The sequence below is a fragment of the Paenibacillus sp. FSL R5-0473 genome (assembly GCF_038004565.1).
GTDB lineage: Bacteria > Bacillota > Bacilli > Paenibacillales > Paenibacillaceae > Paenibacillus > Paenibacillus amylolyticus.
In genome coordinates this window covers 4,248,251-4,274,873 of the sequence record NZ_JBBORL010000001.1, presented here as the reverse complement: position 1 = coordinate 4,274,873, position 26,623 = coordinate 4,248,251, and the positions used below count along the sequence as shown (strand labels likewise).

Below are 26,623 nucleotides of genomic sequence, written 5' to 3'. Positions count from 1 at the left end.
ATTGGAAGGTGATTACTGTTGGGTGAAGCCAGACAGATGTTGACGGATTACACCGTATATACGCTTTCCCGGAGACAACGAATGGTCTGTATGCTGATTAGTGGTCTGCTGTTTTTTGGCATCGGAATTCTGTTCTACCATCACTGGTTGGCTGGAGCGATCCTGGCTGCGGGTTGCATATGGGTACCAAAACATTGGACTAAAGTGCTGTTGGAACGAAGAAGAATGACACTCAGTTTACATTTTAAGCAAGCGTTATATGCATTATCTTCGGCACTGGCCGCAGGAAAATCGGTGGAAAATGGATTCAAGGAATCCGTGGAGGATCTGCGGATGTTGAACCCGGAAGCGGATACCGATCTGATTCGTGAGTTCACGATATTGCGGACACGGATGGAGTATGGACAACCAATTGAAGAGGCACTACAGGATTTTTCGGATCGGGCGCAGATTGAAGATATTACGAACTTTGCAGATGTGTTCATTACGTGCAAACGAACTGGCGGGGATCTGGTTGAGGTTGTGCGTCGTACCTCTGCGGTGATTGGTGAGAAGCTGGATATTCAGCAGGATATTATGGTCGCGGTATCGCAGAAAAAGTTCGAATCAAAGGTGATGTTTGCCGCTCCATTTATTTTTCTGATATTCCTCAATCTGACCGCCAAGGACTTTATGGAGCCGTTATATAGCGGGATGGGGTACCTCATCTCTAGTGGAGCATTGGTAGTACTCGCCTGCTGTTATATGTGGATTAATCGCATTATGGATATCAAAGTATAAGGAGCTGAAACGATGCTGCTTCCCGTTATAGTCGCAGGGATGCTCGGAGCGGGATGGCTGGTGCTGGATCGAACCCGGGGGCAGACCTACCGGCATCTGCGCAAGCTGGATATGGAAGGATTACGACTGAAAAAATTGCATGGTCCCTTCCTGTTTATATTGGACAAGTTCGAGATTGGACGCAGATTGCCAGTGCTCATGTTTCGAATGCAACATGCCATTCAGAAAATGTACGGCATACAGCACAGTGGAGAGAAAACGATGCTGTATTGCGCCGAGATGTTGACCTACACGTGGCTCATGCTGCTGGTGGGCTGCCTGTTATCACTCGTTGGAGATATGGGCATCGGAGGTATGGTGGGTGGGCTCGCGCTTGGTGCAGCGTTGCCTTTTGCGCTCTACAAAGACCTCAATACAAAGGTGCAGCGAAGAGACCAGGATATTCTTATGGAACTGCCTGAGCTACTGAACCGAATTGTACTGCTGGTTGGCGCAGGGGAGACCGTGCAACGTGCCATCGTTCACTGTGTGACAAGCCAGGGGGAACGGAATCATCCGTTGTACAACGAACTCAGAAAGACGGTGGGGGATTGGAATAATGGTTACTCTTTTCAACAATCATTTGAACAGTTCAGTCGTCGCTGCGGCGTACAGGAAGTGACGATTTTTACGACAACAGTGCTGCTGAATTTCCGACGTGGGGGAGGTGACTTTGTATTGGCGCTGCGGGATCTGTCACATGTGTTGTGGGAGAAACGCAAGGCTGTCAGTCGGGCGAAGGGAGAACAGGCTTCTTCCAAACTGGTGTTTCCAATGGTACTGATCTTTTTTACGATTGTGGTCATGATCGGGGCACCTGCTTTTATGATGATGAATATGTAGGAGGAATTGGGATGATGGAAGTGTTAAAAAACAAGGTAAGCGCATTTTGGAAAGAAGAGGACGGACTCGGCACGTTGGAACTGATTCTGATTATCGGGGTTATTATCATTATTGCTTTGATTTTTAAAAACCAAATTAAGACGTTGGTAGAGAGACTGTTAACTAATGTGAGTAATAAAAGTAATGAATTTTTCGAATAACAAGTTCAAAAAGGAAGAAGGGAGCTTCACCGTTGAAGCTTCCCTGATCTTCCCTGTTGTGCTGTTTATTCTTGTGTTGTTGCTCTTCTTTACCATGTACATGTATCAAAAGACATTCCTGAATCAACATGCTTATGCAGCTTCGGAACGTGCAGCCTATAGCTGGGACAACAGCCACAAACAGGCGATGACAGGTGAATTTGTCGCTGGAGAACATGACAATCTGTACTGGAGACTGACGGACGATCGTATGCTTGGCGCGCTGTTTGGCTGGGCGGGAGCGGATAATCAGGTTAGCGTTTCTATACCTGCTGGTGAAGGCGGCAATCTCTCGGAACAGAAATTAGCACAAGCGGTGCAACATATACCCTCAGCTATGAAAGGAACGATTGAGTATCAGAATTCTCTGATTCAGCGGAAAGTAACAACCAAGCTGGAACAAGTAATATCTTTGCCTCTTCCTTCTTTTTTGTTCGATTCAGGTAACCGTGTCCTCACTCAAGGATCGTCCGCAGTTGTTGAACCGGTTGAATTCATTCGAACGGTAGATTTAATCCGGTATTATGCAGCCAAGTTTAAAGGGAAAGGCAGTGCGGCGACCAGTACAGCGGCAGAAGCCGGACAGGTTGTGCAGCATTTTGGCAAAAGCAAAAAGTGAGAAAAGGAGGAGGGCGGAGCTGTTTAGAAAAAAAGACGGTGAGTCGGGAGCCGTAACCCTTTTTTTAATATTAATATTGGCCGGAGTTTATATGTTTGTCGCAATATTTATTGATTACGCTCGTATAGCGGCATTCAAGGTGCAGACCGAACGCATGACTCATGCTGCGATGAGATCCGTCATGTCAGCCTATGACACATCACTCCGGGAGTATGGTTTATTCGGGTATGGGGACAGCAGTGGGGATGCAATTATGGCTAAAGTGTTGAATGATAGCGTGAAGCCTTCAGCTGTAAAAGATGGATTCCCCATTCTGGATATCCAGTGGGATACAACTTCGCTGAGCATGGAGCTTGAACTGGGCAGATACGATATATTTAATCGCCAGATTCAGGAGGATATGAAGTATCGGGCTCCGGTTGATTTTACCCTTGAAGTGATCAATCGGTTCAAACCGATATCGGATGAGATGAAGGAAGCCGCGCACACGGTAGACTTGCTGAAAAAATTACAGAAGTTATATGACAAACGTGAAGAATTACTGGATGAAGCCATTGCCAATCAGACGGAATCCGCGGAGAAACTGAAGAATCTTCCAAAGTTGATCATGGACCCGCCTTCACAGGCCATCTATGAAGAGATGCTGGAAGATACACCAGAGACAGCTGCCGAGGCAGCTGCACGTTATGCAGATTATCTGAACAAGAAACAGGCAGATGAGGGACTGCCGTTTAGAGAGCAACAATACATATTGGAACTGGCTCGTTATCGGACTGGTGTTGGTAATGTGGTGACAGGCATCAGCATGATCATACAACCCGCGTTACAGGCCCATCAAACGAAGATGGAGGAAGCACAGTCCAAAATCGAAGAAGCGCGCAAGATCAATGAGGAAATGAAACGTGTGATCGCGGAGGGGGAGAACCGTTCGCAGAATGCGAGCTATGACAACGTCGGCAACTCGAATTTGCCTGGGACGAGTCCTGCATCTACTGGATCAGGCAGTGAAGCTAAAAGCACACGTTCTCTTGCTTCGGAGCTTGTGAGGGCAGATAGCCTATTTGATCAGTTGAAGGCACGGGTTGTTTCCCAGAATTCGGACTTCTCTAACGTCAGAAGAGACAACATGGAATTGAATACACAGCTTCGCAGTGTCACGGCCATGAGCGGTGTTCCGATTAAACCGGCGGTCAGACAGGCAAGTCAGGTTACGGAACGATATATGGACACCTATGTACGTAGTGGTCCTGCCAATCTCATCCAACAGAGTAAACAGCAGCTGGAGAGTGGTCGTGGGTCGGATGCCCAGCGCAAAGCAAATGACAAAGAATCCAAAGGGAAATTGAAGGAAGTCAAACGAATCTTGTCGCAGATTCAGAATGGAAGCTCGGGTTCCATGGACGCTTTCAAACAGTTGGAGGAATATTACAACGCTAATATTGCTTTTAACGAGGCTAGTCGTGAGGAAGCCAAAAAGGCAGAGATTGCTGGAGATCCCTATGACTCTGGTGGCGATGCCATGAAGGGGATGGATAGTTTGTTTGGCGGGATGTCCGGTCTGCTGGACAGTCTTGGCGACGAATTGTTTCAGAATGAATATGCTTTAGCCTATTTCAACTCCATGGATTTTGGTCAGTTATTTACCTGGACTGAAGGTGATGGAGATGCTGGTGATGTTTTCAAACTGGAGAATCAGGAACTGGAGTATATCGTCTACGGGTTTCATAATCCTTCGGGTAATATCGCTGCGGCATATGCGGAGATATTTGGGATGCGGCTGGCTATTCGGACGGCAGAAGGGTTAATTGAGCACAGCAAGCTTGGGAACCCACTTCTGGTATTATCGGCGGCAATCTTATACGGGATTACAAACGCCATCGCGGATATGATGAAACTAGCAAAAGAGGGCAGTGTGGAATTGTCCAAGTATATCAAAGTCAAACTGACGTACAGGGACCATCTCCGATTGTTCCTATTGATGCATAGTAACAATGAACGCAAAATGTCCAGAATGCTGGCGCTAATTCGATTGAATACTGGTGTGAATCCAGATGAAAAACAGACGTATGCTTCGGGTAACATGCGTAGTAGCATCAAGCTGTGGTTTTTACCAGGGGTGGTTAGAAGCATAGGTGCAGTTATGGGTAGTGCGGACCAAGTTGAAGATGGGCGATTTTTCATTGAGCGGAAGGCGGATTATTCCTATTGAATAATTAGGATCGTTTCGGTGGAGGGATTATGGATAAGCAGCAACATTATGAAAAAGAAAGCGCACAAAAGCAGATTCGTTTAACAAGAATAATCAGATTGCAGCGTTTGAAGTCTCTCAAAAAGCAGATATGTTCTCCAAAAAAGGAACAGGGTAGCATGGTTCTGGAAGCTTCACTGGTGTTACCTGTCTTTCTATTCTTTATCATGTTTCTCATCTTCATAGTGCAAATGACTCTAATCTCCACAGCGCTACAGAGCACGGCAGGGGAAGCAGTAAAGCAATTATCAACGAAAATATATCCCGTTTCCCTTGCATTCACACCTTCTGATTCTGCTGGCGGAGAAGGTTCAGGAGGGGGTTGGAAAATACCAGAGTTATCACTGACGGAATGGGCAGAAGGTTATGCTTCTTCTCTACCCGAGCCTTTAAGTGATTGGGTACGTTCAGCGGCGGCCAGTGGTGAACAGCCACTACAGGAGATCAAAACATCCGTCTTGGAAACCGTACTTGATCCCACGGTAAAACCGCTGCTTCAACCTTTTATCGAGCCAACGCTGCTTAATATGGAACGTGTTCATGTGAATGGTATTTCGATACCAGATCTCAAAAACAAAACAAATCCATATTTCCGACTTGAACTGAGTTATGAATTGCCTATAAAAGTCCCCTTTCTCAGTAAACCACTTCGGATTCAGGCTGCTGCGGCAGAACGGGTATGGATTGGAGATACCGGAGAAGGATCAGATGGCAGCGCAGGAGACGGGGATACTGCGGGTTCAGCAACGGTACTGTCGAAGCCTGACCCGGCATACATAGGCAACAATGCAACGATCAAGGTGAAGGTAGAACCAGGAGCGACAGCCAACTTAACGATATTTTACAAGTCAGGTGAAAGTTCTGCGAAGCACATCGGCTGGGCCACCGCAGATGAGAATGGAATTATTGAATGGAACTGGTTTGTTGGTACTCGGACAACAGAAGGGACTTGGAGTTTTGTTGTCGAGACAGGGGACGGTGCCAAGACGGAGACTACGTTTAACGTGGCCTCCAGAAAATAAGTGAGGAGATGATGGAGGTGGAATGGTTTTACATTGCCTGTGGCATATACGTCATTGCAGCTTTTATTACAGATATTCGTTCAATGAAAATTCCAAATCGATTGACTTTACCCGTGACTGTTGCTGGCGTATTGGCCCATATCATATGGGGAGGTTGGGATGGTTTCTTGTTTTCAGCCGCTGGATTTGCAGCAGGTTTTGGCATTTTGTTTCTGATGTATGCGATTGGAGCCGTAGGGGCAGGAGATGTGAAATTGTTTGGTGGGATTGGCGCATGGACGGGACTTGCTTTTGGCATTCATGTCATTATTTACTCCGTTTTGTACGCGGGCGCAATTGGTCTAGTGATACTTCTATTCCGTAAAGATTCAGCGAAGAGAATTCGAGGCATGGCAGGTAGTCTTGCAGGTTTTTTTATGCTCGGTTCGCTCAAGCTGGTAAACAAAGAGAAGACATTAAAGTTTCCGTTTATGCTGGCCGTATTGCCCGGGTTTATCACGGTCTTTATCCCGGGACTGTTCCCTTAACTGAAGGAGTCGAGAAATTTGAAAATAACAATGGAAAGAGAGGATTGGCATGTATGGACTAACGAGAGATTTTATTCGTAATGGTGGGGCTTTCATGGTTTTGGAGAAAGCAGACGGGTTACGAATGGAGGAATTGAGCCGTGTACAGATGGGGATGTTGTCCTCCAATCAGATTCCGCGACTTCTTCCTGTTCATATTCGGGAAGTCGATCGAAATGTAACATTGCAGTACGACATATCAGGGTACAAGATGTTATCCCAGATGTTAAAGTCAAGCAAAATCAAATTGCGTGTTCTGTATGGTTTGTTGTTCCAACTAGCCGATGCCTTCACGGAATGCCGACAGTATATGTTGGAGCCTCGTAAATTATTGATCCAGGAAGAGTCTTTGTTCATTAACGGTTCATTCGAACAGGGTGAGCTTGGGATAGTATATGTTCCAATCATGGATACAGTTGAAGTTGATCCAACGCCTCAGCAATTCCGTGAGCTAGTGATCAGGCTGATGGCACATGTACAGGAACTGCAGGGAGAAGGCATTCAGCGTGTTCTGCAGTTATGTGACAACGAACGCTGGGATATCAGACAGTTGCGCGAGCTTCTGCTGGAGTTATACGCTGACGAGCAAGAGAATGGAGGAGGCGCAGCATTTCTCTCGTCCAGAACTTTGGACACACCCAATGATTCAAGAGGTGATCTTCATTCGTCGATTTCTGAGCGAGATAGCAGGCTAGCCACTGGTACTTCTCGGCCATATCAACTTGGTGCTCCCGTTCAAAATGCTCCTGTGGGGCCGCAACTAAATTTCCGTCAGCCGCAGAAAACAAGTGAATTCGAGGTTGAAGACATTCCGGTGAGATCTCGAACCTTTCCAGGCAGGCGCTCACCTGAGCAAGTTCCATTAGAGAGTTCAAACGGTATGGATAAGAAAGGAAGTAACTCGTATGATTCGCTAGAGCGTGTTGATATGGAAGTGGAGGAAAAGCCCGGATCTTCCAAAGTAACTTATATCATATTGGGCTGTATGGTTGCCATGGCATTGGTATGGAGATTTATTTACATGGAGCAACCGGGACAGACGCAGATGATCCTGTGTATGGTACTCAGCCTTGGCTTGCTTGGTGTAGCAGGATGGACGTGGAAGCGTAAAGGAAGCCCTCATAATGCCTCAGAGAATAAGCGGTCTTTTTCATTCAATTTAGGTAAGAACAAAGGTAAGCAGACGGATGATGAAGAGGAGCAATTTCAGGAGAGTTGGCGCTGGAATGCAGCTGAAAGGCCAGTGGAACGCATAAACCAAACGGTTGCATCCGCCTCAGAAGGTGGTAGCGAGCATTCCCGTTTTCAAAATTTGCATATGGCATCTGAACACTCCGAACCACCGTTCGTTCAACGCCATGTGGAAACGGTAGCTTCAACTTCAGAGCTAATTCGACAGGATGCAGTTGCAGAGGCAACCGTGAATTTGCAGAATCTGAGTGGAAGTAATGTTACAGGGGCAGGCCCGGTGATGGCGTCTTATTATCTTGAACGAAGATCGGGAAGCAGTGACCAACATGAACGGATGGATGTGCAAGGAGCATCTTTTGTCATCGGAAGATCAGCAGACATGGTTCAGTGGGTGGACACAGCGACCGGGGTGTCCCGTGCTCATGTGGAATTGAGCCGGAACAAATCGGGCTATGTGATTAAGGATCTGGGTTCCGTCAATGGAACCATTCTTCAGGGCAATATTCTTGCTCCGTATAAGGAGTATCCATTGGCGGATGGAGACACATTTACACTTGCGGAATCTGTTTACACTTATCGGTCGGTTGGATAAGGCATAGTTCAATCAGTCAGATAAGCCGCGGTGTTTCAGATCTTCCAGTGCCTGGGTTAAGGTTGGGAAGGTGAACTGGAATCCGTGGTCGAGAGCTTTTTGCGGAATGACTCTCTGCCCCTGAAGCACGACAACGGATAGTTCTCCGACCAAGGTTTTAATCAGGAAGCTGGGTACGGGGAACCAGTGAGGGCGATGATACACTTTACCGACCGTACGACCGAATTCATCATTGGTAACAGGATTTGGTGAGGAAGCATTGACCGGACCTGACACTTGTTTATTTTGAATGCTAAAATCAATGAGTCTTACGATATCCATAATGTGAATCCAGCTGGTCCATTGCTTGCCACTGCCGATCTTGCCACCAACACCCAGCATATAAGGAAGTTTCATCAATGGAAAAGCACCTCTTTTATGTCCAAGCACCAGACTCACCCGGATTTTAACGAGTCTTACATTTTTGATTGCATCTGCAGCAACTTCCCATTGTTCCGAGACCCGGGAGGGGAAATTCATTGATTTTTGCGGACTGCTCTCGTCAAAGGTTTCGGTAGGAGAGGTTCCATAGATGGCCATGGCAGAAGCCTGAACGACCACTTCCGGCTTTTGTTCAAGGGATTCTACCAATCGGGCTACCCGCGCTACAGTCGTGACTCTGGATTCAACAATCTCCAGCTTCGCTTTGGTTGTCCAACGTTGATTCAGCGTTTCTCCGGCAAGGTTAACGAGAGCGTCCATACATTCCAGCAAGTGAGGTTGTTCTTCGACTTGTTCCCACGATATATATGTAAGATTTTTACTTGGACTATGCAAGTCAGGCAGTTTTCGTGTAATAACTTTCACATGGTGCCCGGCTTGCAGCCAGTAATCTACAAGTGCTCCTCCCACAAATCCGGTACCTCCACAAATGGCAATTTTCATATCAAACATCCTCTCTGTATTTTCACTGCGCTGATACATACCGTTGGATCGACAAACAGCCCCGTACGGTAAGCAATGCCTGTTGGGAACAACTTACCTGACGGAGCATATCTGTATCTAATTAACCAAATCTATATGCCACTTAACTCATCTTTTATTTTATTTAATCAAATGTTGATAAGGGGAATAATCGATTTTGTTTTTCTCCAAAAATTTCACCAAAAACTTATTATCCCGCTTCGGTGTGGCAATAATGTATCCTTTGATGCAATGATCTCTCGATACTTCCGTGGCATTGTCTTCGACTGCAATCTTACCGATCTCTGCAGCAATGGAATGTTTGGCGATGTCACGAAATGGTCCGGGCACAGGCTCCACAAGTTGATCCAAAAAAGCTTTGGCTTCATCTGTCCACAAGTGACGGCTGGCTTCAACCCAATAATTCTGCCAATCCAGTTTGGACTTTCCGTCTGCTTTGGGTAGCACTTTCAAAAACTTGCGCATCATGAAAAATCCACCGATACACATGCTGCCTAGCAATAAAAAAGTCCAGAATGCGATCGTATTCATAAACCAATTGCTGGGGGAATAGCTGTTCAGTATTATCGCGTAGGAGTCGAAAATCATTGCGGAGTCACCTCGGTTCATTGATTTTCACGGAAAGACGGATTCCGCCTACCCATGTTCCACATATTAGCTGTCAAAAATAGCCTCTATCCCGAATTATAGCGCATTTCTAGATTTATTTCGATAATCGCGTTAGAATAAGGGATAATTCAGAATAAGGGGGATCAATAATGCTGAAAATCGGCTCCCACGTGTCCTTTTCGGACAAGGGATTATTGAGTGCAACGAAGGAAGCGTCCTCGTACGGTTCCAGTTCGTTTATGATATATACGGGTGCACCACAGAATACACGTCGCAAGCCAATTGAGTCCATGTATATTGAAGAAGGCAAGGTTGCCATGCAAGAGGGTGGAATGGAAGATATCGTTGTCCATGCACCGTACATTGTTAATCTTGGCTCATACAAAGATAATACGTTTAGACTGGCTGTAGATTTCCTTCAGGAAGAGATTCGTCGGACACATGCTATTGGTGTGAAGAACATCGTATTACATCCCGGCGCATTTACAGACAAAGATGCCCACTATGGGATCGGAAGGATCGCAGAAGGATTGAATGAAGTGCTGGAGGGTGTGAAAGACACGGATGTGAACATCGCTCTGGAGACCATGGCTGGCAAAGGTACGGAGATGGGTCGCAGTTTCGAAGAGATCGCTCAGATTATCGAGAAAGTAACATATAACGAGCGCCTGACTGTGTGTATGGATACATGTCACATTCATGATGCCGGATATGATATCGTTAATGATTTTGACGGTGTACTGGAACAATTCGATCGTACGGTAGGACTTGACCGCATTGCCGTAATGCATATTAATGATAGTAAGAATGCTGTGGGTGCGCACAAGGACCGTCATACACCGATTGGTTCTGGCTGGATCGGGTTTGAGGCGATTAACCGAATCGTCAACCATGAGAAGCTTCAAGGACGTCCATTTATTCTAGAGACACCTTGGATTGGTAAAGAGGCCAAGACACAGCGTCCAATGTATGAGGTGGAGATTGCGCTACTTCGTGGGGATGTTGCCGGTCGATTCGGCCAGGATTTCCTGACAGAAGTAGAACAGTTGCAACACTTTTTCAAAGGTAAAGAGATTGAGTCTCGTTCGTATATTCTGGATGTGTGGACGTTGCTCAAAAATGATGCCAAAGCCAAAAAGGCAGATCCGCGCGAACCGCTGGAACGCCTCTATGACATGGTGACTGAAGCTGCTCTGTTCCCGCATTTGAATGAAGAACAACTGAATCATCGCTTGATTGCATGGCTTGCGGGTTAATCCCGCAGGTCATGGCTTAATTGAAGGAGGAAGAATAACCCGATGGAGATCCACGCTAAACAAGTACGCCCTGATTCTAAAAACCGCGCCGATCGTGCGCGCATGCTTATTTCCTGTCCGGATGGTCCAGGAATTGTAGCTGCCGTATCTCATTTCCTGCACCAGCATGGTGCAAACATTGTTCAGTCGGACCAGTACACAATGGACCCTGCTGGCGGCATGTTCTTTATGCGAATTGAGTTTGATCTTCCACAATTGTTGGTCAATTTGCCGAAACTGGAAGCTGATTTTGCAGAAGTGGCAAGCCGATTCCAAATGGAATGGACGTTATCTGCGGTTAGCCGCAAGAAGAAACTGGCTATCTTTGTATCCAAAGAAGATCACTGTCTGGTTGAATTATTGTGGCAATGGCAGGCAGGCGATCTGGATGCCGATATTGCTCTTGTGGTCAGCAACCATCTGGACATGAAGGATTATGTAGAATCATTTGGCATTCCATATCATCATATCCCAGTTACAGCAGATACGAAGAAAGAAGCGGAACAGCGCCAACTGGACGTCATCGGCAACGATGTGGATGTGATCATTTTGGCTCGTTACATGCAAATCATCTCTCCCATGTTCATTGAGCACTACCGTAATCGAATCATTAATATTCACCATTCGTTCCTGCCAGCCTTTGTGGGCGGTAAACCGTATGCGCAAGCGTACAACCGTGGTGTCAAAATTATCGGTGCGACAGCGCACTATGTTACGGAAGAACTGGATGGCGGCCCGATTATTGAACAGGATGTGCAGCGTGTAAGCCACGGGGACGATGTAACCGAGCTGAAGCGTATTGGACGTACCATTGAGCGTGTTGTGCTCGCACGTGCCGTGAAATGGCATGTCGAAGACCGTGTTCTTGTTCACGAAAATAAAACCGTTGTATTTTAAGCTCGCGCTTTAATACTGTGCAAGGTTGATTCGGAACCACGTAATAGACTAACAATAAAGCGACCCCAATTCGTTTACGAAACGGGAGTCGCTTTTTTTGTTGTGTTGATATACTTTCCGCACAAGCCAACCATAATACCAAACAGCAGATGTCCTACAATCCAGTAGAGGATGGCGGACACATCGTACAGGTCTGGCACACGTGATGACAATTGAGAGAGTGGGATATAGAGCAAGGACGAGACCGCACCAAGTAAAATTCCTTTGATCATAGGGCGGCCTGAATGCCTTACCCACCACACATAGAAGATCCCGATGACAACGGACACGATGAGATGCAAAGCAAATTCAATGAATTCGGGTAAGGTTGGCGGAAGACCAGGCACAAAATCAATATTCAGCAGCAGAGTATATACTTGTTGACCTGTGATGGCCTGAATCATTTTGAGGAAAAATCCCAGGACAACCCCCGAGAGAATTCCCGTTAAAATACCGGATATCCAGGGTAATGAGTGTTTTGCCGATGTTGATGGGTGAGCAGCAGGATCTGGCATGATCGAGACCTCCTATGATTGACGCGTGTACATCTGAAAAAAGTAAACCACAGCCCGACTTTCGAATCCATATTCAGGAACATTATATGTGAATTGAGGATGAATATCTAAAAAATGCATGGTTTTCAGGTAAAAGGTTATACTTCATGCGATGGATTTGCGAGGCGCCTTAAGTCTGCTTTTGGAATTTAGTACCTTGTACAGTACGATTTTTGCTTGATAGGCCAAGGATTATTCATCACAAACCACCAATTTTTCACGAACTTCTAAAAGAAGGTTATGGAAAAGCTTCACGCCAAGTGATACAATACAAAAGTGAATAAGTCAAAATGAAACACTCAAGCGGATTCACTTATTGTGAAATTCGGTTTGCTTGTATGATGAGAGGGATTCGCTTGCGCACCCGACTTATCTAAAGACATGAGGAGGACAAACCATGACTGACAAGAACGAAGCGATTCAAAAGGACGAGAACACTACAATCGACAACCTGTCGATTACTACCGTACGTACTTTGGCGATTGATGCAATTGAGAAGGCAAATTCCGGACACCCGGGTATGCCTATGGGCTCCGCTCCAATGGGGTACCAACTTTTTGCAAAAACGATGACTCATAACCCGGACCACCCAACTTGGGTTAACCGGGACCGTTTTGTCCTGTCTGCAGGACATGGCTCCATGTTGCTGTACAGCTTGCTGCACCTGAGCGGATATGATCTTCCAATGGAAGAACTGAAACAGTTCCGTCAATGGGGAAGCAAAACTCCGGGTCACCCGGAATTCGGACATACTGCAGGTGTTGATGCAACTACAGGCCCACTGGGTCAAGGTATTGCAATGGCTGTAGGTATGGCGATGGCTGAAGCTCAACTGGGCGCAACATACAATAAAGACAAATTCAACGTAGTTGACCACTACACTTACGCAATCTGTGGTGATGGCGACTTGATGGAAGGCGTATCTCATGAATCAGCTTCCCTGGCTGGACGTTTGCACCTGGGCAAACTGATCATGTTGTTCGACTCCAATGACATCACGTTGGATGGTAAATTGGATCTGTCTTCTTCCGAAAGCATCGCGAAGCGTTTTGAAGCTTATGGCTGGCAAGTGCTGCGCGTTGAAGATGGTAACGATCTGCCTGCAATCGAAAAAGCAATTCAGGAAGGTCAAGCAGATACACTGCGTCCTACACTGATCGAAGTTAAAACGGTTATCGGTTATGGTAGCCCGAACAAACAAGGTAAAGGCGGCCACGGCGGTACTCACGGATCTCCACTGGGTGCAGACGAAGCCAAATTGACTAAAGAGTATTACAAATGGGTTTACGAAGAAAACTTCCACGTACCAGCTGAAGTTCGCGATCACTTTGCACAAGTGAAAGATCGTGGTATCTCTGCTAACAAAGCTTGGGATGAGAAATTTGCCGAGTACAAAAAAGCCTTCCCTGAGCTGGCAGCTCAATTCGAAACAGCGATTAACGGCGACCTTCCAGAAGGTTGGGACCGTGATCTTCCTAAATATGCAGCAACAGACAAAGCTCTTTCCACTCGTGTAGCATCCGGTAACGCTCTGAACGGTCTGGCGCACAACGTGCCACAACTGACAGGTGGATCTGCTGACTTGGAAAGCTCCACAATGACTCACTTGAACAACCTGGAGAACTTCACACCTGAAGATTACTCCGGCCGTAACATCTACTTCGGTATCCGTGAATTCGGTATGGCTGGAGCAATGAACGGTATGGCACTGCACAGCGGTGTGAAAGTATTCGGAGGTACGTTCTTCGTATTTACCGATTACCTGCGTCCGGCTGTTCGTCTGGCTGCCCTGATGGGATTGCCTGTAACGTATGTTCTGACTCATGACAGTATCGCTGTTGGTGAAGATGGTCCTACGCACGAACCGATCGAGCAACTGGCATCCCTGCGTATCATTCCTAACCTGACGGTTATTCGTCCGGCTGATGGTAATGAAACTTCGGCTGCTTGGGCTTACGCGCTTGAGAACAAGAGCAACCCGGTTGCACTCGTACTCACTCGTCAAAACCTGCCGATCCTGGAAGGTACGGTTGAAGGTTCACGTGAGAACGTGAAACGTGGTGCTTATGTTGTCTCTGATGCAAAAGATGACAAAGCGGTAGCACAAATTATCGCTACAGGTTCTGAAGTGCAATTGGCTGTTAAAGCTCAAGCAGCACTTGCAGAACAAGGCATCCAAGTTCGCGTAATCAGCATGCCAAGTTGGGATCTGTTCGAGAAACAAGACAAAGCTTACAAAGAGTCCGTTCTTCTTCCGGATGTTAAAGCTCGTCTTGCAATTGAAATGGCTTATCCAATGGGCTGGGAGAAATATGTTGGCGATCAAGGTGACATTCTCGGAATCAGCACATTTGGTGCTTCCGCGCCTGGCGACCGTGTTATCCAAGAATATGGCTTTACAGTGGAAAACGTGGTTAGCCGCGTAAAAGCATTGCTGTAATAGCTTCATAAGCGCTGCTATGATTGGGAGGGCGTCATGCTGTCCTGATCCATGGCAGTAAGTTATTTCCGCAGAGATGGGCGGTATCTCGTTATCGCCCTGATCTGTTTTGCCTATTGTTTTCATTAACTTCAGGGGAGCGGGTACGCATGTCACAATTCGATCAAGTCAGTGTAGTGAAAGAGGCCAACATTTATTATGATGGTCAGGTAACCAGCAGAACGGTTATTTTGGGGGATGGCAGCAAAGTGACTCTGGGCATCATGCTTCCAGGCAGTTATGAGTTCGGTACGGATTCCCGTGAAATTATGGAGATTCTGTCCGGAGATCTGAAAGTATTGCTTCCCGGAGAAGAAGAGTGGCAAGAGATTCAAGGTCAAGCTACGTTCCACGTGCCTGCCGAATCCAAATTCAAACTGGAGATACGCAGCGTTACTGACTACGTCTGCTCGTACCCGGCGGAATAACATAAGAAGGGTAAGCAGAACCGCAACCCGCGGATTCGGTTTACCCTTTTTGCTTCTTGAATTCTAACGACAAAGTTCGAGCTGCAAGCTTGTCAGCCCCGTGGATTTGAAGTATCCTTAAGGCAAGTTGTTTAGAATGGAATACGGACATAATATAAGAGGTTGTTCAAAAAGTCCGCTTTTGATTACAAAGTTTGAACACGCACTATAATCGAAATCAGGAGGTTTTTGAGATCATGGCAAAAAAAGTGACATTTGACTATAGCACGGCATTGCAATTTGTAAATCAGCACGAAGTGGATTATTTCGCAGAACCGATTCGTCTGGCTCACGAGCAGCTTCACAACGGAACAGGAACAGGCTCCGATTATCTGGGCTGGATTGATCTGCCAACGGCTTATGACAAAGAAGAGTTTGCTCGCATTCAAAAAGCGGCTGCCAAAATCCAAAGCGACTCCGAAGTACTGATTGTTATCGGTATCGGTGGATCATACCTGGGTGCACGTGCAGCGATTGAAATGCTGACTCACTCGTTCTATAACAATCTGCCAAAAGACAAACGCAAAACGCCTGAAATCTATTTTGCAGGAAACAATATCAGTTCCACATATGTAACTCATTTGCTGGATCTGGTTGAAGGCAAAGATTTCTCCGTCAACGTTATCTCCAAATCCGGTACAACAACAGAGCCGGCAATTGCTTTCCGTATCTTCCGTGCAGCACTGGAAGAGAAATATGGTAAAGAAGAAGCTCGCAAACGCATCTATGCTACAACAGACAAAGCACGTGGTGCATTGAAAGAACTGGCAAATGCAGAAGGATACGAATCTTTCATTATCCCGGATGATGTAGGTGGACGTTACTCCGTTCTGACAGCTGTAGGTTTGCTGCCAATCGCAGCAGCGGGTATCAGCATCGAAGAAATGATGCAAGGTGCGGCTGACGCATCCAAAGAATACAGCAACCCGAACGTAGCTGAGAATGAAGCATATCAATATGCTGCTGTTCGTAATGCATTGTATCGCAAAGGCAAAGGCACTGAGATCCTTGTAAACTATGAGCCATCTCTGCACTTCGTATCCGAGTGGTGGAAACAACTGTTTGGAGAGAGTGAAGGTAAAGATTACAAAGGGATCTATCCTGCATCCGTTGATTTCTCTACAGACTTGCACTCCATGGGTCAATTCATCCAGGAAGGTAGCCGGAATATCTTCGAAACTGTTATCCAGGTTACTGAAGTTGCTGAGCATATCTCAATCAAATCCGATCCGGACGATCTGGATGGTTTGAACTTCCTTGAAGGCAAAACTATGGACTTTGTTAACAAAAAAGCGTTCCAAGGAACACTGCTTGCACATACGGATGGTCAAGTACCAAACCTGATTGTGAACATTCCAGATATGACTCCATATTCTTTCGGATATCTGGTATACTTCTTTGAAAAAGCATGCGGTATCAGTGGCTACCTGCTGGGCGTCAATCCATTTGACCAACCAGGCGTGGAGGCTTACAAGAAAAATATGTTCGCATTGCTGGGCAAACCAGGCTTTGAAGAAGAGAAAGCAGCGCTCGAAGCGAGACTTTCCGAATAATTCATCGGTCTGCTCATATAGTTGAATAAGGTAATGTAAATCTAACCGGTAATCACTGTTTGTGTAAGATGCAGGGTTCCCGGATGTAGATAACCAGGGCAGTTCGTCCGCGTTCGCGCGGTGAACTGCTTTCTTGTAAAATGGACTCAGGAAAAGATCAGAAAGTTGGATTTAGGATGATTGAACGTTATCGCACGGTTCGAGGACCGGGCAATCTGGAAATTGTAATCAAGAAGTCGCGATTTATCGGTCATATTATGCCGGTCACGACAGAAGAAGAGGCTGTTGCCTTCATCGATGAGATCAAGAAAAAACATTGGAATGCAACTCATAACTGCTCTGCATACATGATTGGGGAGCGGGACGAGATCCAGAAGCAATCCGATGACGGTGAACCCAGCGGAACAGCAGGGAAACCCATTCTTGAAGTGATCAAAAATCAGAAATTAAAAAATGTGGCAATTGTGGTTACGCGATACTTCGGGGGAATTATGCTTGGAGCTGGCGGGTTAATTCGTGCTTATACGGATGGAGCTGTAGCAGCCATTGAAGCCGGAGAAGCCATTACCAACGTGCTACATCGTGAAGTGTTTGTTGAACTGGATTATACGTGGCTGGGTAAAGTGGAAAATGAGTTAAGAAGCCGGGAAGTCCGTACAGGTGAAACTGGATTCACCGATAAGGTTACGTTGACTTGTCTTCCGCCGGATAGTGAAACCGAGGCTTTTGTAGCCTGGATCACGGATTTGACGCAAGGGCAATCCCGGATCACGGAGGGACAGCGGCTTTATTTTATTGAAGGGGAATAAAATATATGGCTAGAAGAGCAGTCGAACAGGAGTTGTCGAGGGAGCGGATACTGGAGGCGGCGAGGCACCTTTTTATTACCAAAGGATACCGCGCCATTTCGATGCGAAGCATCGGCCAGCATCTGGGCTATAGTCATGGGTCGCTGTATTATCACTTTAAGGAAAAGGCAGAGCTGTTCTATGCCATCGTGGTTGAAGATTTTAATCATCTGGGGCATTTGCTGCTGCAAGCCATGGTCAGGCCGGTTCGTGATGATGTGAGCAAGGTAGAGCACATTATGATGGAGTTTATTCGCTTTGGTCTGGAGAATCCATACCAATACGAAATTATGTTTATGATCAGGGATGAAGAACTGTTGTCTTATTGTCGTACCGAACAGGGGCGTTGCTTCGAATTGTTTGCATCGATTATAAGGCAGTATATGAATGAAGCGAACTGTACGGAAGAGGATATTCAAAGGGTACCGCGTACGCTATTTTTGGCTATGCACGGATTCATTTCTTATTACATTCAGGACCGTTTAACGTTTGTGGAGATTGAATCGTCTGCGCTGTCTCATGTCAAAGTGCTGTGCCGCAATCTGGGTCAGCAGCCTGGCGACCAATAATGGCGCTGTTGTTGCACCCTTACACTTCAGGGCGGTGATTTGTCATAACTTTAATTCTTTATAACGTTGTCTCGCGAAAGTTAATATGCGCAGTAGACCAAGTCAGGCGGCTCCGACCCGGAATGAGGGTGGACCGCCTGTTTGTGTTTGCAAAAAATGAACGAGTTGGTGGCAGGTCTATTGGACCCAACTAACCTTCCATGATTTTGAGAAAGTACTCCCGCTCACGTGGTCCATCGAATTCGCAAAAGTAAATGCCTTGCCAGCGGCCGAGCAGCAGCCTGCCTTCGTGAATAATCACCGTCTGTGATGGTCCTGTTGTGATCGATTTGAGGTGAGAGGCTGTATTGCCTTCGGCGTGTCGATACTCGGGGTGCTCCCAAGGGTACACTTCGTCAAGGCGTAACAAGACATCGTGTTTCACATCCGGGTCTGCATTTTCGTTGATGGCAATACCTGCCGTCGTATGTGGACAGTAGATGAGCACCGTCCCATTCTGCACCCCGCTACTCTGGACAACCTGCTTTACGTCCCATGTGATATCCTTCATTTCATCTCGTGTGGAAGTGGATATATCCTTCGTATATAACATGTTAGATCACTCCTTATCATCTCTTTTCTTCCCTCGATTGTACCTTAACCACTACATACCAAACAAACCACAATGACGCTGATTATGGGAACTGCACCATAACGAAGAGGACAGAAATAACCCGAAGTGATTTTTATTAATCGATCTCATATGTGGCCCAATTATATTCAATAAAAGCATTGACGATTAGCACTGCAAACTGGTAAAGTATCAGAAAAGCAAAACCAAGTAGACTAATGGGAATAATATTAAAGTAATATCATCCAACTTAGGAAAAATGTCGTATTAAATCCAGGAAGACTGCCGACCGGAGTTAAAGCCGGAGGCTGGGAGGGAACGCAGCAATGAATACCGTTCTTCGTCATAAGGGATGGACTTGGGGATTCCGCAGTACCGTATTGTTATATTTTATCGTACTTATTGTACTTCCAATCATCGGTGTGTACGTCAATTCCTTCTCTGAAGGATGGAGCAACTTTGTTCAGAGCATTATGGATCCCATCGCGTGGAAAGCCGTACTGTTGACCATTCGGCTGGCCGTTATTGCCACGCTGATTAATGTGGTTTTGGGCACGATGATCGCCTGGGTGTTGACAAGGTATCGTTTTGTGGGCCGATCGTTTCTTAACAGTCTGGTTGATCTTCCGTTTGCACTGCCAACAGCGGTGGGCGGCTTGATGATTATGCTGCTTTTGGGTCCGGTCAGTGCCATCGGGAAACTGGCAGAATCCATGGGATTTGAGATTGTATTTCACCAGCCCGCCATTGTTATCGCGATGACCTTTGTCACGTTTCCGTTTGTTATCCGTGCAGTGCAGCCTTTGCTGGAAGAAATTGATCCTTCCGAGGAAGAAGCCTCGTACACGATGGGGGCATCCAAGGCTCGCACGTTCATGCAGGTTATTCTGCCTTCCATGGCACCTGGCATGATCAGTGGGGGGATGCTGGCTTTCTCGAGAGGACTGGCTGAATTCGGGGCTGTTGTGCTGGTGGCTGGTAACATTCCGGGAAGAACACTGACTGCTTCCGTATTTATCTACGGGGAGATTGAAAGTGATAATCCAACGGGGGCTGCTGCTGTATCCGTGTTGCTCCTGACGCTCTCCTTCCTGATCCTCTGGCTGATCAATCTGGTGCAGATGCGGGGGAGAAGACGATGAGACGACTGTTAATCGGACTGACGTTTGCGGTATTTATTGTACTGCTGATCATCCCACTTGGACGCATTTTTATTGGCGCATTTGAAGACGGGGCAGGTGGATTCCTGAAAGGGTTAATGCGCCCTGAGGCGTTACATGCCTTGATGATGACCGGACTGGTAGTTCTGGTGGTCACCCTGTTAAATACATTGTTTGGCATCATGATGGCTCTTTATCTGGTTCGTGCCGGATGGCTGAGTGAACGGATAAAAGGGCTGCTAAACAGCATTGTAGACCTGCCTTATGCCGTATCTCCTGTCATTGGCGGTTTGATGATTGTGTTGATGTTGGGACCTAACAGCATTATGGGCGCTTTTTTTGAAGGGATTGGATTCAATGTGGTCTATGCCTTCCCGGGTATGGTGATCGCAACGTTATTTGTTACCTTTCCACTGATGGTCAGAGAGGTTATGCCTGTCCTGCAGGAACTCGGTTCTCAGCAAGAGGAGGCCGCATCTACACTTGGCGCCTACGGCTGGAGAACGTTCTGGAGTGTGACCTGGCCTTCAATCCGCTGGGCGGTAGTGTATGGTCTAGTCTTGACGGTTGCGCGCTCGCTTGGGGAATTCGGTGCAGTGCTGGTGGTATCCGGTAATATTATGAACAAAACGCAGACCGCAACAACTCTGGTGTACCAGGATGTTGAGAATTTTAATGTAGCTGCCGCAAATGGTGTGGCATTGGTGCTGGTCACCTTCTCCGTCGGGCTGCTGCTCATGATGGAATGGGCCAAGAAGCGAAAGGAAGTGCATTGATATGCATGTAGAAGTCCGTGATCTGAACAAACATTTCGGTGATTTTCATGCGGTAAAAGATGTCTCATTCGATATTGCCAAAGGTCATCTGATCGGTCTGCTTGGACCCAGCGGAGGCGGGAAGACGTCCATCCTGCGGATGCTTGCGGGTCTGGAGAATCCGGGTTCCGGAGAGATTCGCTTTCACGGAAAAGTTGTGAACCATCTGCCTCCACAGGAGCGGGGCATCGGATTTGTATTCCAGAACTATGCCTTGTTCAAACATATGACGGTATTTGAGAATATCGCCTTTGGACTCAAGGTCAAGAAGACGCCAAAAGCCCAGATCCGTGATCGGGTGATGGAACTGGTTGAATTGACCGGGTTAAAAGGTTTCGAACAGCGCTATCCACATCAGTTATCTGGTGGGCAGCGTCAACGTGTTGCTTTTGCCAGAGCACTCGCCCCGGAGCCACAGCTGTTATTGCTGGACGAACCGTTCGCGGCCATTGATGCCAAGATCCGTCAGGAACTGCGTTCATGGTTGCGTGAGTTGATTGAGCGGGTAGGAATCACTTCGATCTTTGTAACGCATGACCAGGATGAAGCGATTGAAGTAGCGGACGAAATTATGATTATCAGCCAAGGTCGTCTGGAACAGAAGGGCACACCTTGGGATATCTACAAAAATCCTCAGACACCGTTTGTGGCTACATTTATCGGGGAGTCTACGGTTGTGGAGGATGCCTCCCAGTTGAAAGGATTCGAACATGCCGTCGAGGGTGAACATACCAAAGCGCTGATTCGACCGGAGTATATTGAAATCGGCTTGAAAAACGAATTCACCATGTTGTCTGCAACGGAAAAAGGTACAGTCAAACATCTTCATTTCCGCGGTAGTGAATGGATGGTAGAGGTGGACGTACAGGGTCATAAGTTAATCACATATCGTTCCCTGGAGAAAACGACATTGGAGATCGGTCAACAAATTCGAGTCCTTGTACACCGTGCATACCTGTTCAATGACTCCAACAGTTGGGTGGTTGAGAACCGACTGAAGGAAGATCCGATGCCGGTGATGATTTAGATCAAGTGGAAGAAAGGGGCTGCCCATGCAGACGAGGAAGAAGAAAGCCATACTCTTATATGTTGCCCTCATGCTTCTGCTCGTCTGCATGACCGCTGGATGCAGCAAGCAGGAGGAGTCAAGCGAACAGAACGAGCCCTCTGGTAACGATTCATCCAATACGCTGGTGATTGGTGCTTATAGTGTAGCGAAAGATGCTGTAGGCGAATTGCTACCCAAGTTCCAAGAGGAGTGGAAGGCAAAAACCGGACAGACGATTAACTTTCAAGAATCCTATGAAGCTTCGGGCACACAGGCAAGAGCCATCGTTGGTGGATTCGAGGCTGATGTGGCCTTGCTCGCGATGGAGAGTGATATCGAGAAGTTGGTCAAAGCCGATCTGGTTAGCTCTGATTGGAAACAGACCCCTAATGAGGGCATGATCACCCGTTCAATTGTTGTTCTGGGCACAAGAGCGGGCAACCCGCTCGGTATTCGTGATTTTCAGGACTTAACCAAGCCAGGAGTGAAGGTACTGTACCCCAATCCAAAGACATCCGGAGGCGCACAATGGGACATTAATGCCATTTATGGTGCCGGATTGAAACTGTCGGAGGAGCAAGAGGGGAAGAAAGATCCTGCCGCAGCCAAGGCTTTTCTCGAACAGGTACATCGTAACGTTGAATCATTGGACAAGAGTGGGCGTTCTTCGATGGCGGCATTCGAATATGGTGTGGGTGATGTCATCGTCACGTATGAAAATGAATTGCTTGCCCGGATCGCCAAAGGTGTAGATTATGACATCGTCATTCCAAAAAATACGATCCTGATTGAGAACCCGGCAGTTGTGGTGAATAAATATGCCGATAAACATGGAAATCGCGAACTGGCAGAAGCCTTTGTCGCATATCTGCGTACACCAGAAGCGCAGCGTATTTTTGCCAAGCATGGTTTTCGTTCAGTAGATCCGGATGTATTTGCACAGACGGAGTCGACATTTCCAACGCCAGAAGGATTATTTGATATCAACTATCTGGGTGGATGGGACGAGGTACGCAGTACGTTGTACTCCAAACGCGGCGTGTGGTATCAGGTGCTCGCTGGATTATGAGTATTGCTGATGTAATCGAATAGGTAATCGAGCATGTAGATACTAAACCTTCATTTCAATGGAAGTAGAGATGGAGGTTTTTTACTGCCAAAAGGTTATAATAGAGGTATACTGAATCATGATTGTTACATAGTACTAGCAGGAAGGTGTGAGTTGGATGAGTGCAGAGATCAAATTATCCCAAAGTACAGCAATTCGACTGGAGCAGGCCCGCGGTAAGGGGATGCCTGAGGAAGAAATTTTAAAAGCTATTCAAGCGAAAGACGTTTCCGCTTTTGACGCCGTGTCTGAAGAGGAATACCGATATAACGAATTTTTCTCGTATGCGGACGAGCATGGTGAAAATCTGGAGGCAGCAGTAAAAGACGGATACCGGATTACCTTTAACACGCGTGGTGGGCTTGGAATCTGGTTGGAGAAAGCCTTCAAGGTACAGCCCGAGAAAGACTTCACAGTGGGTGAAGGAATCATCACCGGATTACAGTTGAAACCGGAGCAGGCAGAGGTACTGGTGAAGCGGCTTGCATCGAACTGGGTCATTACGGATTCGAAGGATGTACCTGCGGGTCAGGAACTGACGTTGAAGCTGCGGGCACTGGTATAGTTCCAGCGCGGAGTGTATGTGACTCGAATTAATCGGTCGTGGCCTGTTTAAAAGGTAAGGCCTGATCTTCATGCGGATGACCCGCTTATACGGTTGCATCACATGCTGACGAAGCGTACGCTCCCGAATGGAGCGAAGCATGGAGATGAAGGTCTGACGGTGAACGGTCAGACCACAGACTGTCCCGAATTGCAGTGGAGAACTGCAGCGGGATGGTCTTTTTTTTGCAAAAACGGAGGTGGACGATTACAATCTACATATCATTAATTCAGGGGGAATGCGGATTGGATCAGCTAACATTTCTGGGCACAGGCGATGCGATGGGCGTTCCACGTGTGTATTGTGATTGCGAAATATGTACAGAGGCGAGGCTTACGGGAGAGAATAAACGGAAACGCTCTTCTGTTCTGATTGACGGTGGTGGGGATGGTGCGGGTGAACAGTTCATGATTGACTGCGGACCGGACTGGAGATCACAGATGGAGGATCAGGGATTACGTATGGTGCATACGCTGCTCATCACTCATGCCCATTTTGACCATATTGGAGGATTGCCAGAATGGGCGGATGCATGCCGGTGGTTGGGTGTAAAGGGGCGTTTGTATGCACCACGCGAAGTGATTGCCACCATTCAGGGACAGTTTCCCTGGTTGGGTCGTCATATGGACTTTCTGGAAACGGATGATGATATTGAACTAGGCGGCTGGAAGGTACATTCCTGGAAAGTATGCCATGGACATAACGGGTATTCGTACGCCTATCGATTGGATCAGGGTGGGTATAGCTGGGCGTATTGTTCAGATGCTATTGACCTGAAGGATGCCGAGAAAGAGCCGTTGCACGGACTGGATCTGCTGGTGCTTGGAACAAGCTTTGTGCATGAACTTGCGGAATTCTCAACACGTTCCGTGTACGATATGCGTGAGGCGCAGGAGCTGCTGTGGGAACTGAAGCCAGGTCATACATATTTTACACATATGTCTCATGACGTCGATGTACGGCAGAATTATAATCTGGATCAAGGTATTACGATTGCCCTTACCGGGATGAAGGTGCCGCTTGGAACATTAAAGCTGGAAACGAATGCGTAACTCAACTTAACTAGCGTAACAAAAATAAATTCAGAAGAGCGTATCCTTTACAAGGGGTTCTTCGTTTACATAGTGTAAGTCAAAATCAATCAGGAACCAGCAAAGGGGGGCCCCCAAGATGGCCTTTGTGAAGTCCGTGGATTGCAGAATCAACAGACCACATGATGATGGTAAACAAGATAAATTCGATATTGAATTAAATGGAAACGACAGAAAAAATCAATTGAACCCAAGCATCCATACCGTACTACCCGATCTGATGGGTTCGTTGTATGCGTATTGTCTATCTCTGACGAAATCAGTTCCAGACACGGAGGATCTGGTTCAGGAGACCTGTCTCAAAGTGTTGTCGTCGAGAGTGGTTGGAACTTCCGGGATGAATAAAGATATAAACTGGGAAGCTTATCTGATTCGTATTGCTCGCAACAGCTGGATTGATATCTTACGTCAGCGGGAGAGATTGGCTTATAAACTGGATAGCTTGAAGCCGCTCCTTCACGAAATGGAGGAGGAAAGGCGATTCGAGGAATTGGAGTCTGCCTTACAACTTCTTGTAAATACGCTACCACCGTGGCAGCGAGTGATATATGTATTACGTGAATTAATGGGTTATAGGGCGGCAGAGACTGCGGAAATGCTGGATACGACAGAAGGCGCTGTGAAAGCAGCGTTAAGTCGTGCTCGCTCTGCCATAGCTGAAGTGAGGCACAGGTTGGAACAATCGGACGCTGAATTGCAGTATGAGGAAGGCGCAGTGGAGGACAATCGGGAGGAACTGCGCAGCTATCTGCTGGCATTTCGTAATGGGGATACAGCCCGAATGATTGATCTGTGCCTGAACCGGACCGATGACCCGATGGCTGTGGCGGGCACGATTTTGCAGCATACTTTGCCGTCTCCAACCTTGCAACCAATGATGTACGGGTACTCTACTTCTGGCATGAACTCGATGTCGTATGGAGGAGGATACACGGTCAACATGGTTGCCTAAACCGAGGAGGCGACACACATGAATGTAGTACCCTATGTAGTGGAACAGACAGCTCGCGGAGAGCGGAGTTATGATATTTATTCACGTTTGCTCAAAGATCGGATCATTATGGTGTCCGGAGAAATTGAGGATCAGATGGCAAATGCCATCGTGGCCCAGTTGTTGTTTTTGACTGCAGAGGACCCGGAAAAGGATATCCAGATGTACATCAACAGCCCTGGTGGGTCGGTGACCGCAGGATTTTCGATCTATGACACGATGCAATTTGTGAAGCCGGATATCTCCACGATCTGTACAGGGATGGCGGCAAGCTTTGGTACGATATTGCTGGTCGGTGGAACAAAAGGTAAACGTATGGCGCTGCCCAACAGTGAGATCATGATCCATCAGCCACATGGCGGTACGCGAGGGCAGGCATCCGATATGCTGATTCATGCTAACCGCATCATTCAGCATCGTCAACGTCTTAACAAGCTGTTAGCCGACCATACAGGACAGTCAATTGAGCGGATTGAGAAGGACTCGGATCGAGACTATTTCCTGACCGCTGCTGAAGCAGTCGAATATGGATTGGTGGATAAGGTCATATCCAGCACATAACATTAGCCTGGGAGGTCATATGACCTTTCGGGCTTGATAATCAAGAGGACGAACAGGAAACTGACGTCCTCTTTTTGTCGTCCAGATTAGCTAGCCCGTGTCTATGGATCGAATCAGAATGAGAATAATGTGAAATAAAGATTGACCATCGGTAGGCATAGTGTATATATATTATATATACACTATGCCTACTGAAAACTACGTAACATCAATGAGGTGAGGA

Annotated in this window: 28 protein-coding genes; 24 read left to right on the top strand and 4 right to left on the bottom strand. The window is 47.0% G+C overall.

Annotated elements, in window-relative coordinates:
- The first annotated feature begins 36 nt into the window (after nt 1-36).
- From MKY28_RS18810 to MKY28_RS18775, 8 genes are all read left to right on the top strand, one after another.
- Nucleotides 37-780: a type II secretion system F family protein gene (locus MKY28_RS18810; RefSeq protein WP_076251735.1), complete on the top strand. Its 744-nt coding sequence runs from the start codon at nt 37-39 to the stop codon at nt 778-780.
- Nucleotides 781-792: 12 nt separating this feature from the next.
- A complete protein-coding gene (locus MKY28_RS18805) occupies nt 793-1,662 on the top strand; it encodes a type II secretion system F family protein (RefSeq protein WP_047842033.1) in 870 nt (289 codons plus the stop codon).
- An 11-nt stretch (nt 1,663-1,673) separates the two neighbouring features.
- Nucleotides 1,674-1,862: a Flp1 family type IVb pilin gene (locus MKY28_RS18800; protein WP_036669085.1), complete on the top strand. Its 189-nt coding sequence runs from the start codon at nt 1,674-1,676 to the stop codon at nt 1,860-1,862.
- Nucleotides 1,846-2,520 carry a TadE/TadG family type IV pilus assembly protein gene (locus MKY28_RS18795; RefSeq protein WP_253506418.1) on the top strand — a complete coding sequence of 225 codons (675 nt, stop codon included), beginning with the start codon at nt 1,846-1,848 and terminating at the stop codon, nt 2,518-2,520. The genes MKY28_RS18800 and MKY28_RS18795 overlap by 17 nt, the downstream gene beginning before the upstream one ends.
- 91 nt (nt 2,521-2,611) lie before the next feature.
- Nucleotides 2,612-4,729, top strand: coding sequence for a hypothetical protein (locus tag MKY28_RS18790; protein WP_340936635.1), 2,118 nt, complete (start codon nt 2,612-2,614; stop codon nt 4,727-4,729).
- A 29-nt stretch (nt 4,730-4,758) separates the two neighbouring features.
- Nucleotides 4,759-5,790, top strand: a complete 1,032-nt coding sequence (locus MKY28_RS18785) for a hypothetical protein (RefSeq protein WP_100529929.1) — start codon at nt 4,759-4,761, stop codon at nt 5,788-5,790.
- A gap of 11 nt (nt 5,791-5,801) precedes the next feature.
- Nucleotides 5,802-6,317 carry an A24 family peptidase gene (locus MKY28_RS18780; RefSeq protein WP_340936634.1) on the top strand — a complete coding sequence of 172 codons (516 nt, stop codon included), beginning with the start codon at nt 5,802-5,804 and terminating at the stop codon, nt 6,315-6,317.
- A 94-nt stretch (nt 6,318-6,411) separates the two neighbouring features.
- Nucleotides 6,412-8,139: a DUF6382 domain-containing protein gene (locus MKY28_RS18775; RefSeq protein WP_340936633.1), complete on the top strand. Its 1,728-nt coding sequence runs from the start codon at nt 6,412-6,414 to the stop codon at nt 8,137-8,139.
- A 12-nt stretch (nt 8,140-8,151) separates the two neighbouring features.
- On the opposite strand, the gene MKY28_RS18770 is transcribed toward MKY28_RS18775, so the two are convergent.
- Both MKY28_RS18770 and MKY28_RS18765 read right to left on the bottom strand, forming a co-directional pair.
- On the bottom strand, nt 8,152-9,063 hold the full coding sequence (locus MKY28_RS18770; RefSeq protein WP_340936631.1) for a TIGR01777 family oxidoreductase: 912 nt from the start codon (nt 9,061-9,063) through the stop codon (nt 8,152-8,154).
- Between the two features lie 159 nt (nt 9,064-9,222).
- Nucleotides 9,223-9,690: a DUF2621 domain-containing protein gene (locus tag MKY28_RS18765; protein ID WP_036610792.1), complete on the bottom strand. Its 468-nt coding sequence runs from the start codon at nt 9,688-9,690 to the stop codon at nt 9,223-9,225.
- 170 nt (nt 9,691-9,860) lie between these two features.
- Between MKY28_RS18765 and MKY28_RS18760 the strand changes: the two genes are divergently transcribed.
- Together MKY28_RS18760 and purU are read left to right on the top strand one after the other, a co-directional pair.
- Nucleotides 9,861-10,967: a deoxyribonuclease IV gene (locus MKY28_RS18760; RefSeq protein ID WP_017689987.1), complete on the top strand. Its 1,107-nt coding sequence runs from the start codon at nt 9,861-9,863 to the stop codon at nt 10,965-10,967.
- A 42-nt stretch (nt 10,968-11,009) separates the two neighbouring features.
- Nucleotides 11,010-11,903 (top strand): formyltetrahydrofolate deformylase, encoded by an 894-nt coding sequence (gene purU, locus MKY28_RS18755; RefSeq protein ID WP_017689986.1) that lies wholly within the window; start codon nt 11,010-11,012, stop codon nt 11,901-11,903.
- Between the two features lie 74 nt (nt 11,904-11,977).
- On the opposite strand, the gene MKY28_RS18750 is transcribed toward purU, so the two are convergent.
- The gene (locus MKY28_RS18750) at nt 11,978-12,457 is read right to left on the bottom strand and encodes a hypothetical protein (protein ID WP_340936629.1); all 480 of its coding nucleotides are present in this window, start codon (nt 12,455-12,457) and stop codon (nt 11,978-11,980) included.
- 436 nt (nt 12,458-12,893) lie between these two features.
- Here MKY28_RS18750 and tkt point away from each other — a divergent pair, with 436 nt between their 5' ends.
- From tkt to MKY28_RS18725, 5 genes are all read left to right on the top strand, one after another.
- A complete protein-coding gene (gene tkt / locus MKY28_RS18745; RefSeq protein WP_340936628.1) occupies nt 12,894-14,936 on the top strand; it encodes a transketolase in 2,043 nt (680 codons plus the stop codon).
- 149 nt (nt 14,937-15,085) lie between these two features.
- Entirely contained in the window at nt 15,086-15,403 is a 318-nt protein-coding gene (gene ppnP, locus MKY28_RS18740; RefSeq protein WP_017689983.1) for a pyrimidine/purine nucleoside phosphorylase, read from the top strand.
- Nucleotides 15,404-15,639: 236 nt separating this feature from the next.
- Nucleotides 15,640-16,995, top strand: coding sequence for a glucose-6-phosphate isomerase (locus tag MKY28_RS18735; protein ID WP_017689982.1), 1,356 nt, complete (start codon nt 15,640-15,642; stop codon nt 16,993-16,995).
- 176 nt (nt 16,996-17,171) lie between these two features.
- Nucleotides 17,172-17,804: a YigZ family protein gene (locus MKY28_RS18730; RefSeq protein WP_036610785.1), complete on the top strand. Its 633-nt coding sequence runs from the start codon at nt 17,172-17,174 to the stop codon at nt 17,802-17,804.
- A gap of 5 nt (nt 17,805-17,809) precedes the next feature.
- On the top strand, nt 17,810-18,412 hold the full coding sequence (locus MKY28_RS18725; RefSeq protein ID WP_036669101.1) for a TetR/AcrR family transcriptional regulator: 603 nt from the start codon (nt 17,810-17,812) through the stop codon (nt 18,410-18,412).
- A 190-nt stretch (nt 18,413-18,602) separates the two neighbouring features.
- Here the strand turns inward: MKY28_RS18725 and MKY28_RS18720 are convergent, their stop codons facing one another.
- Entirely contained in the window at nt 18,603-19,004 is a 402-nt protein-coding gene (locus MKY28_RS18720; protein ID WP_340936626.1) for a secondary thiamine-phosphate synthase enzyme YjbQ, read from the bottom strand.
- 344 nt (nt 19,005-19,348) lie between these two features.
- Between MKY28_RS18720 and cysT the strand changes: the two genes are divergently transcribed.
- The 9 genes from cysT (at nt 19,349) to clpP (ending at nt 26,400) form a co-directional block, all read left to right on the top strand.
- Nucleotides 19,349-20,164, top strand: coding sequence for a sulfate ABC transporter permease subunit CysT (cysT, locus tag MKY28_RS18715; protein WP_017689978.1), 816 nt, complete (start codon nt 19,349-19,351; stop codon nt 20,162-20,164).
- A complete protein-coding gene (locus MKY28_RS18710) occupies nt 20,161-20,958 on the top strand; it encodes a sulfate ABC transporter permease subunit (protein ID WP_017689977.1) in 798 nt (265 codons plus the stop codon). The genes cysT and MKY28_RS18710 overlap by 4 nt, the downstream gene beginning before the upstream one ends.
- Nucleotide 20,959: 1 nt before the next feature.
- Nucleotides 20,960-22,024: a sulfate/molybdate ABC transporter ATP-binding protein gene (locus MKY28_RS18705; protein ID WP_036610770.1), complete on the top strand. Its 1,065-nt coding sequence runs from the start codon at nt 20,960-20,962 to the stop codon at nt 22,022-22,024.
- 25 nt (nt 22,025-22,049) lie between these two features.
- Complete coding sequence (locus MKY28_RS18700; protein ID WP_036610768.1) at nt 22,050-23,114, top strand: sulfate ABC transporter substrate-binding protein; 1,065 nt, start codon at nt 22,050-22,052, stop codon at nt 23,112-23,114.
- Between the two features lie 157 nt (nt 23,115-23,271).
- Nucleotides 23,272-23,718 (top strand): hypothetical protein, encoded by a 447-nt coding sequence (locus MKY28_RS18695; protein ID WP_340019650.1) that lies wholly within the window; start codon nt 23,272-23,274, stop codon nt 23,716-23,718.
- Nucleotides 23,719-23,820: 102 nt separating this feature from the next.
- Entirely contained in the window at nt 23,821-23,985 is a 165-nt protein-coding gene (locus MKY28_RS18690) for a hypothetical protein (protein ID WP_340019651.1), read from the top strand.
- A 17-nt stretch (nt 23,986-24,002) separates the two neighbouring features.
- On the top strand, nt 24,003-24,809 hold the full coding sequence (locus MKY28_RS18685) for an MBL fold metallo-hydrolase (protein ID WP_340936625.1): 807 nt from the start codon (nt 24,003-24,005) through the stop codon (nt 24,807-24,809).
- Nucleotides 24,810-24,927: 118 nt separating this feature from the next.
- The gene (locus tag MKY28_RS18680; RefSeq protein ID WP_340936624.1) at nt 24,928-25,800 is read left to right on the top strand and encodes an RNA polymerase sigma factor; all 873 of its coding nucleotides are present in this window, start codon (nt 24,928-24,930) and stop codon (nt 25,798-25,800) included.
- 18 nt (nt 25,801-25,818) lie between these two features.
- Nucleotides 25,819-26,400 carry an ATP-dependent Clp endopeptidase proteolytic subunit ClpP gene (gene clpP, locus MKY28_RS18675; RefSeq protein WP_036610761.1) on the top strand — a complete coding sequence of 194 codons (582 nt, stop codon included), beginning with the start codon at nt 25,819-25,821 and terminating at the stop codon, nt 26,398-26,400.
- Nucleotides 26,401-26,623: the final 223 nt, after the last annotated feature.

Coding starts and splice junctions, on each gene's coding strand:
- MKY28_RS18800 (WP_036669085.1), top strand. CDS start 1,674: ATGATGGAAGTGTTAAAAAACAAGGTAAGCGCATTTTGGAAAGAAGAG.
- MKY28_RS18770 (WP_340936631.1), bottom strand. CDS start 9,063: ATGAAAATTGCCATTTGTGGAGGTACCGGATTTGTGGGAGGAGCACTT.
- MKY28_RS18775 (WP_340936633.1), top strand. CDS start 6,412: ATGGTTTTGGAGAAAGCAGACGGGTTACGAATGGAGGAATTGAGCCGT.
- MKY28_RS18690 (WP_340019651.1), top strand. CDS start 23,821: ATGCTGACGAAGCGTACGCTCCCGAATGGAGCGAAGCATGGAGATGAA.
- clpP (WP_036610761.1), top strand. CDS start 25,819: ATGAATGTAGTACCCTATGTAGTGGAACAGACAGCTCGCGGAGAGCGG.
- MKY28_RS18700 (WP_036610768.1), top strand. CDS start 22,050: ATGCAGACGAGGAAGAAGAAAGCCATACTCTTATATGTTGCCCTCATG.
- MKY28_RS18680 (WP_340936624.1), top strand. CDS start 24,928: ATGGCCTTTGTGAAGTCCGTGGATTGCAGAATCAACAGACCACATGAT.
- MKY28_RS18710 (WP_017689977.1), top strand. CDS start 20,161: ATGAGACGACTGTTAATCGGACTGACGTTTGCGGTATTTATTGTACTG.
- MKY28_RS18750 (WP_340936629.1), bottom strand. CDS start 12,457: ATGCCAGATCCTGCTGCTCACCCATCAACATCGGCAAAACACTCATTA.
- MKY28_RS18720 (WP_340936626.1), bottom strand. CDS start 19,004: ATGTTATATACGAAGGATATATCCACTTCCACACGAGATGAAATGAAG.
- purU (WP_017689986.1), top strand. CDS start 11,010: ATGGAGATCCACGCTAAACAAGTACGCCCTGATTCTAAAAACCGCGCC.
- MKY28_RS18735 (WP_017689982.1), top strand. CDS start 15,640: ATGGCAAAAAAAGTGACATTTGACTATAGCACGGCATTGCAATTTGTA.
- MKY28_RS18730 (WP_036610785.1), top strand. CDS start 17,172: ATGATTGAACGTTATCGCACGGTTCGAGGACCGGGCAATCTGGAAATT.
- MKY28_RS18795 (WP_253506418.1), top strand. CDS start 1,846: ATGAATTTTTCGAATAACAAGTTCAAAAAGGAAGAAGGGAGCTTCACC.
- MKY28_RS18705 (WP_036610770.1), top strand. CDS start 20,960: ATGCATGTAGAAGTCCGTGATCTGAACAAACATTTCGGTGATTTTCAT.
- MKY28_RS18805 (WP_047842033.1), top strand. CDS start 793: ATGCTGCTTCCCGTTATAGTCGCAGGGATGCTCGGAGCGGGATGGCTG.
- MKY28_RS18780 (WP_340936634.1), top strand. CDS start 5,802: ATGGAGGTGGAATGGTTTTACATTGCCTGTGGCATATACGTCATTGCA.
- MKY28_RS18695 (WP_340019650.1), top strand. CDS start 23,272: ATGAGTGCAGAGATCAAATTATCCCAAAGTACAGCAATTCGACTGGAG.
- MKY28_RS18790 (WP_340936635.1), top strand. CDS start 2,612: ATGTTTGTCGCAATATTTATTGATTACGCTCGTATAGCGGCATTCAAG.
- ppnP (WP_017689983.1), top strand. CDS start 15,086: ATGTCACAATTCGATCAAGTCAGTGTAGTGAAAGAGGCCAACATTTAT.
- MKY28_RS18785 (WP_100529929.1), top strand. CDS start 4,759: ATGGATAAGCAGCAACATTATGAAAAAGAAAGCGCACAAAAGCAGATT.
- tkt (WP_340936628.1), top strand. CDS start 12,894: ATGACTGACAAGAACGAAGCGATTCAAAAGGACGAGAACACTACAATC.
- MKY28_RS18760 (WP_017689987.1), top strand. CDS start 9,861: ATGCTGAAAATCGGCTCCCACGTGTCCTTTTCGGACAAGGGATTATTG.
- MKY28_RS18765 (WP_036610792.1), bottom strand. CDS start 9,690: ATGATTTTCGACTCCTACGCGATAATACTGAACAGCTATTCCCCCAGC.
- MKY28_RS18725 (WP_036669101.1), top strand. CDS start 17,810: ATGGCTAGAAGAGCAGTCGAACAGGAGTTGTCGAGGGAGCGGATACTG.
- MKY28_RS18810 (WP_076251735.1), top strand. CDS start 37: ATGTTGACGGATTACACCGTATATACGCTTTCCCGGAGACAACGAATG.
- cysT (WP_017689978.1), top strand. CDS start 19,349: ATGAATACCGTTCTTCGTCATAAGGGATGGACTTGGGGATTCCGCAGT.